Here is a 15,207-nt window from a genome sequence, read left to right as displayed (position 1 = left end):
GATGTTTCTGAGGTAACTAATGATATTAAAATGAAAGGTAATAATTTTAAATTACTCATCATCCATCAGCTCCTTTGCCACCATTGCCACCACTGCCGCCATTAGCATCACCATTACCATCACTACCGCCATCCCCCCCATTACCACCATTACCACCACCGTTGCCCCCATCACCTCCATTACCCCCATTACCACCAGATGCACCATTACCACCATTACCTCCTGATTGTCCGGGAGATTTCCCATCGCCCCCATTTCCTCCATTTGTACATTTGCTATTAGGTATTCCGTCTTTACCATCTTGACCGGAATTCCCATTTAATTTATTACAATCAGTCATTTTTACATCATGTTCGATTTTAGATTGAGCAGGTGATGATACAAAAGGAAAATTTAATATAAATGCAGCTATAATTATTGTTCTTAATTTCATTTTTATTTCTCCAGAAAATATGAAATTTTTTCAGGTAAAACAACGTAACATATAATTACCAATTATAAGTTACGTTGTTTTTTTTATTTATGCTATTTCATTTCCATTGTCGCTTCCATCACCTCCATTAGCAATGCCTCCGCCTTCATTACTGCTAATAAAAATGTATAGTAATGCTGTGTTTTTCTGTTGTATTTCTAATGTTTTTATAAGTTATTTATATGATGATTCAAATGTTTTTTCTACTGATATTGTTGGAATTAACGTAAATTCCAAGATTGGTATAATCACTTAAAACATTAGATTTTTTAATTTCATAACCTTTCTTTTTGATAATTTAAGGTTAATAATTTTATTTTATTAAAAAGTAATTTAGGAATATCGTAAATCGAAGATTAACTCCATTCCTAAAATACAATTTCTCATATTTTTTTAAATTATTTTAAACAAAACATAAACAAATAAAAAATACATTTTATTAAAAATTTTGTTAATATATTTACTTAATTGGACTAAAATAATCCAATAAATCACATTGTGATTTTTATTCATAATTTTTTTATTTTTTTCAAAAATAATTGCTTATTGAATCATGGATAGTACGCTTACTTGGAGAACATTCAGATATAGATGAATGAGACAAGATATCGGGCAACAGCTAGTGTTATGGGGATCGGATTTAATACCGTGCTTCGACCTTAAAAAACTCGCCTCCAAACACGTAACTGAAGCTAGCTTTTCCGACACTGAAGTGCGGAGAAATGGATGAATAGGAATCGTATGATTATAAAATGGCCCACTATTGTGAGCCATTGTTGTTAGTAAAAATATCTAAAAAATCCGTGAGGCTATTAGGCCAATTTAGATTTTCCGTTTGTTGTATCCGACCAAGCCGTTATGATAGTTGCTTTAGTCTGACTATCGAGAGAATCAATAAAACCACTACCACCCATATTCGGGGCAAAACCACTCATGGCCTGCACTAAAGAGTCTACCGCATTAGCAGAAAGTGCCGTGTATTCACGCTCACCCTGTGCGTCTTTACCTCCCATTTGGGTGACAATATCCGCACGATTGCCATTGAAGTAATCATTGAAGGTAACGGAACCCATGGCTTCAAACTGCCCCTGTACCGAAGTATCTTTGATATCGCGATGAGTCAGCAGAACCAAATCGTAACCACTGCGCTGGAACCACAAGTTTTGCCAGTTGATCTCGTTGAAAATAATCTTGTCACCTTGCTTGATATTTTCAACCACGTTATCAATAACATTGCCGCTAACGACATAGCTATTAACTCCCATGCCACCTTTAAAACGGTTCTGATAACCGCCCAGGACCAGCAGGTTGTCACCGCTACCGCCATTAAACTGGCTAAATTTGGAAATGACATCGGCAATCATGTGATCGTTGCCTGTTCCCCCATTGATAACCGCGTGATAACCCACCAACTTGATAGAATTGTTGCCCGCATTGCCATCGATCCGGTTATAGTTGCCGAATACCGTGGCAAAGTCGTCGCCAGCTCCCAAATCCACCTGATTGTTGTTACCAATGGTGACAACGTAATCCTGATCTTCGCCAGCATCAATGCTATTAAAGTTACCGGAGGCCACGATATAGTCACGCCCTTTTCCGCCGTCGATCACTCCGTTTTCACCAAAGGCAAAAATCTGATCGTCGCCATCTCCCATGTAGGCATAGTTAATGCGTCCAGCCAACACAGCAACGTCATTGCCTGCGCCACCAAACATCATATTTTCACGCCCCATCAGAACACCCACATCATCACCTTTACCACCGCTGAAGATATTTGAGGTTCCCACGGAGTAAAAGACATCATTACCACGACCGCCCCAGAAGTTGTTGTTATCTCCCAGATACGCACCCAGATCTTTACCGTCACCACCCCAGTTAAAGTTGTAATTACCGAAGGAGACGTGAATGTCACCATCACCTTGCAAATGCCCGCTGCTACGCAGGAAATCGAACGTTTTATCCTGTATGTTCAGCAAATCAGCGGTCAAATTATCTTTCAGGTTCGTGACCAGAGACTTCATCTCAGCTTGTTTGTCCTGATTTAACAGGGTAGCAAACAGGTTTGGCAGATTCAGTGAGTTAAACCCAAAAGCACGTTCTGACTGTGCATTTTCGATCTCCTGCTCCTTAATAGCGTCACGCTTTCCATTGAGTGATACCTTTCCTTCTTGGCTATCGTCAGGCGCTTTGGCTTTCAACCCGTGGCTTTCTGCAAAGGATTTAACTCCGTCAACACCAGTATTCAGCCCTGCTTTCAAGCTATCAAGCAATTTCGCCGGATCAGTGAATGCCTGCAATTGATCGCCACTGAATTCCCCTATGATTTCCATCATGTCACGCAGGATAGCAACCCCATCAACAGGCTGATTTGAGCGGGAAACAATAGTGCCATTCGCCGTGTAATCAACACCAAAGATATCTGCCAAAGTCGTATCAGCGCTGACACCCGCCAGCTTCCCTAACAACTTGTTTTTAATCTGACGAGGCAAATCTGTCGGACTAAACGTAAAGGTGGTTTTTGCCATGCCGGTGGCGGTATATTCTTGCGTCATCAGGCCAAACAGTGAACCCAGATTGGTATCCAAAATCGATTGGATATTGTCACCAAACATAAAGTTCCAGTTACCGCTTGTGACCTGAATATCAGCCCCCTGTCCGCCAACCGCAAAGTTGAAGGCCAATTTTTCATTCATTTGACGGAACTTTTCTGCCCGGCTGATTTGCCCCATTTCAGGGGTATTACCCTCGCCACTCAGCCACTGGTTGTATTTCTTGTTCAGTGTACTGTCGAGATCACTTTTCAGCCCTCGGCTACTACGATCGTTTTCTGAATTGAGGGCCGTCAGGGTTTCATATTTGACACTGCTGGTCAGATCAAGACCTGACAAGTCACTGACAAATTTCTTCGCCCCTTCCAGCGTCCATTGCTGATTTTGGGCAGTCAGCCAATCAGGTGAACTCCATGAACCGGCAATATTTTGCAATGCACCAGAAATACGGGCCGCACCATCAAATGGGTTGATCAATGGTGGTGTTGGAATGGATTTCTCCAGCATCACAATCAGATCATTGCTGCGCCCTAAGTTGAAGCTGACGTTTCGGTTACCCACAAATAGCTGAGCACCTTCTAATGCCTGATAACCGGCGATGTTAACGCTGTGTTTGCTGTCACCATTCCCAACGTGAACCATCACGTTGTTATCACCAAAAGCCAGAGACTTAAAGCCGCCCGCACCAACCTTGATACCCACATTGGTGGTTCCCCAGTTAATGGCGTTAAACTCACCATCACCGACCTGTACCTGAATATTGCCAGAATAGCTCAGGTGCTTTTTAGAAGATGATGCCACCGAGGATGATGTGGCTGATGAATGATCATCCACATTTTCAGAGCGTTTCGGCGCATGGAATATCTCTGTATTATCCGCGATCGCGCCTTTGACTTTGGCATCAATATCGGTTTGCCCCACGCGAGACAGGGTAATATCATTTTCAGAGATCCCCCGACGGATGCGCTCAAAGTGGCTTTCCACTTCACCTTTATCATTCCAACCCAGCACAATCTTATTATCTGTGAGTTTATTAACCCACTGTTCCTGCGCATCCCGCGTGTATTTCCGACCTACACTGTCCACCGCAACTTCACTGCTACGCGCTGATACTGCGGTACGGATACCTCGGCTATCCAATTCCGAAATAAAGTGACGAGCAAAACCATCACGACTGTCATCACGGATCAACGAGCAACCGACAAGGCTGATATGTTCAGGCGCCCCAACTTGCTTAAAGTCAGTATTGAATTGTCGCAGCATCAAGGCCAATTCTACGGCACTGTAGCCACTCATGCGAGTATGGTTGTATGCAGTATCCTCACGACCATGCCCTACAACCTGCCAACGCAATTTGCCGGGCTGTAATTTTTCAGATTTTAATTTTTCAGACAAAGCAGCCGGATCGCCATACACCACACGATATTTACCACTAGCATCAAGCTGGACAATCACACTGGAATCAGGATGTTTGCCTGCCAGATTTGCCGATGACTGTGCAACCACAGGGTCATTTTCTGTCTGGATAATAATCTGACCGCTAAAGCGACTGTCGCTATTTTCAGACTGCGGTTTGACCTCAACATTTACCCAAGAGTCAACGTTCTGGTTATTCACACGAACATGATTTTCCAATGCGTTGTCACTTAATGGTTTTTTCACTCCATCAGCCGCATTAATCTCTACAGGTTTCTTGATTGGGGTATCATCAAATACCGGCAGCTCCAGCATGTCTCGCATAGTGATTTTATCAGCATGTCTTGGACGATAGGTTGCCAAGACATCACCATCTATCACCACCACGCGCGCGAAGACAATTTCCCCTGCCGCGTTCTTTGGCAATTTGTAGCTTTGTGCCATATTCAGGTCGGGTCCACCGAAGAAACGAGTCACATAAGCGCCAAATTTCTCCGCTGACGAGAATTCGACAATCCCCGCATTCGGATCATAGAAACCATAAACGCGATTCTCACCAGTGCCTTTCGCCCATGCTGCCATCGCATGGCCTGGCGCATCCAGTTCAAGCAGTATAGGTTTACCTTCCGAACTTCTGGCAGTAATTTTCTGAATGACACCATCAACAGTCAGGGATTTTTCACCTTCCAGTTTCTCTTTCCACACTTTGATGGATGTGTCTGTCATCGGATTCATGGCATGGAGTGCCGCCAAAGATCCCAATAGTTTATTCGCGTTGGCACGCTCAGTTTCAGAATACAAATCCGGATTGCTGAGTACGGCTGCTGCCGAATACATTTTTTCCAGCAATTGACGGGCAACCCCATTCTGACCATCGTTTTCAAGTTGCTTCGCCACCAGAACCAATTTCGACAATGGATCACAACGCCCACCAAAGCCATCGTTTGACAGGTTCAACAATAGCAATTGTGGTGCCAGTTGTTCACTCGCTTTGATATCAGAAACACCTGTTGAAGCGATATCACGGAACAAGCGATTGAATTTCTCAGATTTCGGCTGGAAGGTGATTTTCAAGGCTCTGCTTTCAATTTCCCAAGCTAAAGCACCTTTTTGTTCCGCACTCCAGTTATTTTTAACCAGCAGATCCACCAATTGCTTGATATTCATGTCTGAACGGAAACCATCTACTGTCCGCTCTGCATTGCCCTGCTTATAGCCCGCCAGGAAATCCTTCGTTGTACGGATATCCTTCGGTTTCTTGCCTAGGCTGTCTGCCTGCGGTTGCAGCGCTTCACCGTAACGTTTCAGATCACTTTTTATACCCTTAAGTATCTCTGATTCATTAGTCTGAGGCTCGGAAAGTGTTGAAACAATCTGATTGGCATATTGGCTCATCAACCGACTACTAGCTTCATGACCATAGAAAGTTTGCTCACCTGATACCTGATAACCCGCTACGACAAGTTTGGCACGCAGTTTTTCACCTTCGTTGCCCAACCCTTCATTGTCGGTCAACAGCATGATTGGCGTCTGCTTTGAGATACCTTGCAGATTTTTTTCTACCGAGAACTGCCCATTGATTGACTTCGCCAATACGCCAGTGATCCCAGCAGGGTTGGGGACTTCATGAGCCGTAATAGCTTTGGTCATGCTTGGTATTGGACGGTCAAGCAATAAACCAGAAACAGCCTGTCCATTGCGTTCTGCGTAACGAGCCAGATCTGCCGCAATCGCCCCACCCATTGAGTAACCATGAATGATGATATTTTCCGGCTTGATGCCACGATCGTTAACCAAATAATGGAACATCGTGCGGGCATCATGATATACGCCTTGTTCGCTCGGAAAGCCATCGCTGGAACCATAGCCACGCAGGTTTACTGCCAGCAGATCAACACCCTGTTTTTGATAATGACTCTGGATAGCGCCGGCTTGTTCTTCCACAGATGAACCGGAGCCATGAATGAACAACACAATTTTTTTCGTGGATTCCTGCGCGGTAGCAGCTTCTGTTTCCTGCTTGGCAGAATGGTAATAACCTGTCAGACGACCGGCCTCACCGCGTAATGTCACTTTATCCGCAGTGCCGTTGCTGACCGCATAATCCAGTAATATCTGAGTATCTTCATTTACTTTGCGGCGAACGTCTTTGGCACCATAAAGTTCATTATTTAAGAAGCGTGTTACTGGATTGAATGGCTCTCTGTCACGTGGTGGTGTACCGTCATTGTCAATGGCAACTTTTTCCAGCAATTTGTCTTTATTTTCGGCGTGTCCCGGCGTTGTCAAATCGTTACCAACAATACGATTGTGCTTCTTGGTGGTAATTTCAACCTGTGCTTCCTGCAACGCCTGCCCATAGTTGAATAACTCAGTCGGTGTCCAAACGCCAAAGTGTGGCCGCCATGTATGGCCGATCACCTTATCAGAACCACCCGCCTTGAGGACTCTGGCGACAATACTGGAACAGTTATCTGTCAGAAGTTGGTAACGGGTATCTGGGTTTTGGCTGATTTTATTCCATTCCGCATGCATCGCCGCGACATCCAATCCGGCCAGATTGATGCGGAATACACGGCCCGAGTCACCCTCGCTGGCCTTGAAGTCCTGAATATTGCTCAGTTCGTGTTCGGCAAATTGCCGAATAACATTGGTGATGCGTTTTTCGGTTAATTCAGGCGTTTGCTGCTTGGCTGCAATACGCAGTGCTTCAGCAAAATTTTTGCCCACTTCAAGCATGTCAACGCTACTGTCTTCCCATTGCTGTAGGAACGGGCGAGAAATATGCTCCGGGATACCCGCAGATTGCAGCAGACTAGGATTCGCCAGCGCCGCCATAGCAAAACCTTCACTGATATCTTCAAATTTCGCGTCTACACCTTTTGCGGCCTGTAATTTTTCAATGAATTTCTTCAGCTTGCGCGTACCATCTTGCAAGCCAAAGTTATCTTTTTCTTCAGAAGCAACATCCAGCTCCAGTGATTCACTTTGTCCCGCTGGCTGGCTGAGATCTCTCCAACGTATTTTTACATTTGGATTATCTGGAGTAGAAACATCAAAAATACGGCTAATGTTGGTCGATTTACTACCTTTCGGCCACCAACTGACGTAGTTTTTCTCATTGAAATCACCCGCGTTTTCAACATTAATCTCAACACGTCCTTGTCCGATTTGCAGGGCAGCATGTCCCAATCGACTGTGATCGCTTGGTTTCCAGACAAACAGAGTGGCACTGACCGGAGACAATTGCTGTTCAATGGCTTGGTGTAATTTTCTCAAACCAGAGACATCAATGCCCTTGCCATCTTTCGACAATTTATGGGAGGTCAAGTCTGAAAAAACCGCATCAGACACTGATTGACCGTATTCTTTAGTTACGGCTGCCTTGATTTGTTCAACGGCTTTTTCTGCACTTTCTGCTTTTGCCGCAATCTCAATATTGGATTTACCACGGGTAACAAAATTTCCCTGCTCATCAATATAAAGATGCTTCGAATCTTTCAGGTTGGCATTGCCCAATGTGTTATACAAGTCACTAAAACTGCCTTTTCCTGCACTCGCCACAGTAGACTCTGCCAATGCCAGCGATTCATCCATACGCACATTGATTTGTGACAACAGATTTTCCAATACGGGTACACGTTCTGAGTTTGGATGCCCCAATAAATAGCCGTTGACCTGATGGCGCAAGTGAGTCAGTTTTTCCACGGCTTCCAAATCATAGTCTTGGCTGTTTTGCAGGCTGTTTTCATAACTCTTGAGCGCATCCAGTACATTCTGGTAACTGTCTCCCAGAATTTTGCCCTTAACATAGGCTGCGTCTTGCAATTCACCCGCAGACATCAGATCAGTTTTAGGTTGATAATTCCAATGACCATCCACTTTCTCAGCCAAAATACGAGTGCGCCCGTGCTCATGAGAAATAATACGCTCTTCCACCAGATATAACGCGTCAGGCAATTGCCCGTAATCGTCATAGTTGGCAAGAATAAAACGCTCAATCGCCTTGATTTGAGCCTTATCGTCCGGATCTTCCACGATAATCGTTTTGAAACCATTGTCTCGGTTGCCCGGCCACGGGCGCACCTCAAAGCCTTCACCGTCAGCTTCGCGTACCAGCAAATTGCGTTCTGTCCGCAGCCCGTAGAATGGCAATGCTTGGTTGAGCAGATTATCAATGGCGCTTGTTTTGATATCCAGATCAATCAGTGTATCCGGCTTATATCCGTCAGGATTTGACGCCAGCAGTTTTTCCTGTTTTTCAAAGCTGAGTGAATCAAAACGGGCTTTTACGGCAACACCCGCTTCTGTCAGTCTGCGACCAATAAGTTCAGACGGAACACCCTGATATTCTTTGGCGGCTTTATCCAACAGACGGATTTCGCCCACCAATCCTTCACGCTGCAATTGACGCAACACCGGCAATTCAACATTCCAGAAGTAGTTGCCGAGCCGCAAACCGCCTTCAGCGATCACATACACATCATCACGTGATCCGGTAGCATACAGAGAACTCCAGAAACCGGTATTGCTCCGGGCAGACGCATTGATGACGGATTGCAAGGCATGTTGTTCCGCAATGTCAGAATCAAGGTATATACCGCCCCAACGCATCAATGTCTTGTTAAGCTCGATGGCAAAAAAGTTACCTTTTACATCAATGTCATAAACGACTTTCTTGCCGTCAGTCTGCGCTGCATCAAGGATACTGCGGTATTGCTTGAAGTTTCTGCCAGACCAGAATGACACAATGCTTTTATCACCATGCACCGGTTCAAAACTGTAGCCATAATGCTCTAACCTTGAGACAAATTCGACACGCTTATCCCAGTCATAATCAATCGTGGCATCAACAAACAATTTCGCCAGCGAAGATATCTGATCTTTCGGTACGCTGTTTTCTGCTCCATTCAGGTAGCCTTCAACAAAGGTCACCATTTTTTGTCTGAGATTATCGGGAATATCTGCGTCTACACGCTCAAAGCCCGGCACCGGAATATAATTTTCTGTTGCAAGATCGTTGTCGCTATCCAACCAGCGGTAAACATCGGCAACTTTCTGTGCTCGGTTCACAGCAGCAGAGCTTTCCGTGGTATTACTGTCAACGGTATTAATATCAGTAGTATTAATATTGACCGATTGAGTCTCTGCGTCTCCCAATGCCTTCAATCCGCTGAGATCCAGACCCGAAATTTTCGGTATATTTCTGATTAACTCGGTAGGTTCCCCTGCCGCGTTATTGACAAATTTATTGGCAAAGGTCTCACCAGAAACGGGGATCAAAGATGTTTCGGCATGTTGGTTTTGCGTATTTGACTTTTTGGTGCGCACTCCGGCATTGATCTGTAAACGCCCTAATGCTTCTTTTGCATTCGTGAGTTCGTTCAGATCTTCATTCAGATATTGCAATTCCACATTGAATTCACTGTCAGTTTCAGTGGTAGATTCAAGGTCAATATCACTATTACCAGCACGATCACGACCAAACTCACCAAAACCATTGCCTGAATGTGCTCCGGCACCAATGGAATCATGTACATTATGTGATGGTACGTGGTTCGTTGCGTTGATGCGGTTCGGCTTATATTTATCATCCAGTTTCGCGCTTTGGGCATTGGATTGTACCTGCGCAGTTTTCATCTCTGCCGCAGAAACTTCATCCTGACCACGCTGTTCAGCCTTCTGTGCTGCGGATTTTCCGGCACGTTCAGCTTGCTCAGCCTGTTTCATGCGGGCGATAGCTTCTTGTTCTCTGGATTCAATGCTAGCGCGAGCTTCTGCAATATTTTGTTGAGACTGCTGACGGTCTTGTTCGCCTTTGAGGACACCCGCATCAGATTTGGCAACCGCGTTTTTAATCTCTTCCAAACGTCCTGAAGAGGCTTGCTGTGAACGCGCCAATTGCTGCTGTGCAGTCTCTTTGGCACTATCCAATTTTGTTTGGAGTGACCCTAAAAACCCGCCAGCAAACTGATCGCGCCACTGTTCACCCGATGGCCCATCATGGGTTGCATGGCGATCCAACGCTTCCAAACCTTTGACTTTCGCCATCAGCTCTTCGGTCACCGCCTTGGATTCATCATTGATTGCATCACGCTGTGATTGCCCGCTAGCGTTCAGTGCATCCAGATCGGTATTTTCCAACTGCGCTTGTGTACCAGAAATAGCAGCCTGTTGTTTATCCCTTTCCTGTTCTAAACGCTGACGATCGGCTTCGGCTTTTTCTTTATCCTGCAACGCATTCTGCGCTGTTTTATCTTGTTTCGCATAGTTCGTAATCTCACTGCCTGATAGCATCGATTTTGCAACTACGTTGTCCAAGATGTAGCCCAAGCCATCACTTTCGCCTGTGCCTTTAAATTCCAACTGATTTCTGCCCGCTTGTGCGGTTAAAGTCAATGTCTCATTTTTCCATTCAACATTACCGGCTGAAGCTGAAAACACGACTTTACCGTTCCACAATACTTCCATGCCATTGTCAGCAGAAATGTTAGCGCGTCTTGCAAAATCAAAATTAACGGTGATGGACTCTCCTGCCGAGAGGTCATTGATGTATTGATAAATACCGGTATTCTTGTCGGTATCAAGTTCACTGACACGCTCGCCATGACCTTTCTTACTGAGACCATACGATTCAGCAGAGAAATCAGCTTCGATACCGTTGCTGAACTTCCATCCCTCAGCACCTCGCTCAAAATCACCATTGACGATCAAATTGCGGGCATGGGTTGAACTAAGCCGTTTTTCATTGCCCAATGAATTTTGAATAGCATCAATATCTGGTGTCTCTACGCCGGTCACCGAACCTTGCAGGCTATTTTTCAAATCAGAAGTCACTTCATCGATTTCTGTTAGCTTAAGGCCATTCAGTGAGGAAACTTCCGGCAGATCAATCGCGCCGTGTCCTTTATGACTTCCCGAGGTATTAGCTTCATCGCCATTAACCAGATAGCTGATGCCCTGACTACCTGCTGAACCCAGCAATGTCTGTTTGACATTATCAAACAGCGCTCCCAGTTTGTTGCTCTCGGTGTTGCTTTCTGCTACAGCAAGGCTGTAAAAATCACCGTTGCCGACTTGGATGGCGACGTTATTCCGCGCATAGGAGGCATTGATGTTCAAACCATCACCCACACGGATATTGGCGTTGCCCTGACCTTTCATGACGGATACATTCAGGCCGTTACCGACGCGGGTATTGACGTTGAATTTGCCCCAAGCCACGTTGACAGAAACACCATCGCCCACTTTGGTATTGATGTTCAGGTCACCATGAACGGCTGTCACACTTAAACCATTGCCTACCGTCGTCGTGATGTTGCCCTTACCTTTGGCTGCGGTGACTTGTATGCCATCGCCCACTTTGGTGACCACATTGCCTTGGCTCAGTAACGCATTGAGGCTATCCCCATTACCGATTTGGGTCACAATATTGGCATCACCTTTGGCAAGTACCACATTGCGCCCATCACCGACTTTGGTGATAACGTTCGCGTTGCCCCAAGCGCCGGTATAATCATCACCGTTACCTACATGGGTGACAATATTGGCTTGTCCTTGGACAATAGTAATCTCCTGACCATCTCCGATTTTAGTGACAATATTCGCTTCACCTTTGGCAAAGTTATAGCGATCACCATCCCCGTAATGCGTCACGATATTGGCTTTGCCCCAGACGGCATTAATGCCCAGACCACCACCCACTTTAGTGATGATATTGGCTTCACCTTTGGCGAATCCAACTGTAGTGCCATCGCCAACATGAGTCATGATGTTGCCGATTTTGGAAATCAATAAACCTACGGTGGTTCCGTTACCCACTTTGGTGAGTATATTGCCTTTTCCAGACAACAAGGCTGCCGTTGTGCCATCCCCGACATGAGTGATAACGTTGGCTTCAGATGCGGCAACAACACCCATGAAATTATTACCGACTTTCGTCACGATGTTGGCTTTGCCCAAAGCAAGTACACCGGTTAAGCCATTGCCGATATGGGTCATGATATTGGCTTCGCCAAACATGGCGGACAATGTTGTGCCATTCCCCACTTTCGTCATGACGTTAGCTGTGCCAGCAAATAAACCAATGCTGGTTCCGTCACCAACGTGGGTATAAATATTGGCTTTACCCACCATCAACGCTGCCGTCAGGCCATTACCCACTTTAGTCAGGACGTTTGCCCCGCCAATCATGGCCGCAAAAGTGGAACCATGACCAATTTGAGTAAATATATTGCCTTTGCCGATCATGGCGGAGAGTGCGTTCCCATTACCGGCTTTGGTGGCAATATTGCCTTTGGCGATCATTAAAGCAACGCTCGTCCCATCACCAATGTGAGTAAATACGTTACCCAATGACAACATCAGCGCCAGCGCATCCCCATTACCGACTTTGGTGAAGATATTTCCTGCCCCAACCATCAATGCCAGCGCATTCCCATCACCAACATGAGTGAAAATATTACCTGCACCGATCATGGCCGCAATAGTTGTACCATCCCCCACTTTAGTGAAGATGTTACCTGCCGCCGCCATCACACCCAGCGTTTGCCCATCACCGACATGCGTCAAAACGTTGCCAAGACCCAACATAATGCCCGTGGTATCGCCATTGCCCACTTTGGTCAGGATATTTGCCCCACCCAACATAATGCCGGTGGTTTTCCCATTACCAATATGGGTCAGAACATTGGCACCGCCGCCCATGACAGCCTGCACATCACCCTTGCCTTTTTTAGTCAGGATGTTGGCACCACCCAGTGTAATTGCCGCTGTATTTGAAGAACCGGAATAAGAAGCGTCATTATTGCTGATATGAGTAATAACATTGGCACCGCCAAACATGGCTGATTCCAAATTACCTTCACCGTTTTTGGTCAGAACGTTTGCGCCGCCCAAAAGAATTGAGGAGACATTACCTTTACCCACTTGAGTCAGGACATTAACGCCGCCCACACCAGACCAGAATGCATTACCGTGACCAATTTGGGTGTGAGTATTAAAACCGCCGCCCATTGAGATACGGCTATCACCGTTGCCTTTATGAATGGAGATATTGCCAACTGCCAGAAGATGAGCAAGATAACGCCCATCTCCAACGCGAACCAGCACATTTGCTGCTCCGCCGGCATTGACTTCCATATCACCCCGTTTCCCCTGATGAAGCAGTACGTTAGCAATACCAGCACCATTGAAGATCAGATTCCCTTCCTGACCTTTTTTAACGATGACATTTGCACCACCAGCACCGTTAAACTCGGTGTTACCAAACTCAGAGCTATGTTCAATAACATTGGCAATACCGGCACCATTAAAGTAAACATTGCCCCGTGTTACGTTGGATTTAATAACGTTACCACCACCAGCACCTTCAAAACGAACATCGCCAGAACTTTCACCGCCATCATTCTCTGATTTAAATAATGCCTGCTCGCTATATTCGCTTATTTTGGCAACACGCTCGGAAGTGATGTTAACCGTCGGAGCTTGGTAATGAAGATTGCTCAAAGAGTAACCGCCAGTTTCCATCGCATTATAACCGTTGGCGGCAGAAATTATCTCATTTGCCAGATTGGTCGTATAATCGCCCTCTTTATACCAAGGACGTGCGATGTATTGCAGTATTCCGGTTGCCGGATCGTTCTTCAGCTCAACCACGACAATTTTTGTGTATATGCCCAGTTTTTTGGCATACACATAGGTGTTTGGCGTACGATTGGATTTCACTGCTGTGACATCGACAGTAGTTCCATCACCGTAAACCGCATATCCCCCCAATTTGGCATCAGACAAAATGATATCTGCTGCATTAATCTGGATACCATCGCCATAGGCTACCCATTCGTTTTCAGTCAATTTTTCTTTAACTGCTTGAATGGTGAAAGCTTGCTGATTTTCAACGGTCAGGTTTGACAGAGTATATGCACCATCAGTATTGACATCCACAAACCCCCTGTCAGCCGAAATCTCTTGTTTTTCAAGACCTTTAAGGTGATTACCTTCTTTATACCAGGACGTTGAATGATATATGAGTTTCCCGGTTTCAGGATCATTGCAGAGCTGGACTTTATTTATTTTGGTATAATCATCGTCCGCAAAAGCAAAGAGGTAGGTATTCGGTTCCCGAGTTGATTTAACGCCGGTTACCTGATGATCGCTGCCAATCCATGAACCATTCATGGTCGCATTGCTTAGTACAATATCCTCGGCTTTGGCGTATTCCATCCCTTCGCCGCTAAAATCACTGGCTGATCCTTTACGGATAATCTTGTTATAACCACCCGCACCGGCAAAATAGATATCACCGTGTTTAACATCTGAGTACAGGCTGTTATAGGCGCCTGCACCTTCAAAACGGATATTACCCTGTACACCTTTGCGAGTAATGCTATTGTAGCCAGACACACCAGAGTAATTGATAGCGCCATTGTCACCGGCATGATTGATTTTCAACCCACCCGCCGCGCCAGCAAATTCTATCGTGCCACTTTGGGTTTTATTGATAGAAGTGTATCCCGAACCGCCTTTTACAGTCAGAGATCCGCTTGTATCATTAATATTGAGGTAACCCGCACCACCGACAACCGTATCGTGTCCCCACGTTGTATTAACGGTTGCAGCAACAGAAGCGACGACAATGTAATCATTGCCACCATAAGCGTTAATGACACCACCAACGCCTATAGCATGTATCGTATTTCCGTCGTTATCATCTTCATATCTACCAGTAAAGAAGTATTCTGTACTTCGGTTAGATGATTTTCCCATAAA

2 protein-coding genes are annotated in these 15,207 nt (G+C 45.5%); both read right to left on the bottom strand.

The annotated features are described in order from the left end of the window. Window positions 1-58: 58 nt before the first annotated feature. Complete coding sequence (locus Xhom_RS33395; RefSeq protein WP_069316537.1) at window positions 59-433, bottom strand: hypothetical protein; 375 nt, start codon at window positions 431-433, stop codon at window positions 59-61. A gap of 851 nt (window positions 434-1,284) precedes the next feature. Next, entirely contained in the window at window positions 1,285-15,204 is a 13,920-nt protein-coding gene (gene rtxA, locus Xhom_RS08400) for an MARTX multifunctional-autoprocessing repeats-in-toxin holotoxin RtxA (RefSeq protein WP_069316538.1), read from the bottom strand. Between the last annotated feature and the right edge of the window lie 3 nt (window positions 15,205-15,207).

The sequence above is a fragment of the Xenorhabdus hominickii genome (assembly GCF_002632725.1).
GTDB lineage: Bacteria > Pseudomonadota > Gammaproteobacteria > Enterobacterales > Enterobacteriaceae > Xenorhabdus > Xenorhabdus hominickii.
This window is presented reverse-complemented; position numbering and strand designations above follow the sequence as displayed.

Excerpts from the sequence above, each read along its gene's own strand:
- Xhom_RS33395 (WP_069316537.1), bottom strand. The coding sequence starts at position 433 with ATGAAATTAAGAACAATAATTATAGCTGCATTTATATTAAATTTTCCT.
- rtxA (WP_069316538.1), bottom strand. The coding sequence starts at position 15,204 with ATGGGAAAATCATCTAACCGAAGTACAGAATACTTCTTTACTGGTAGA.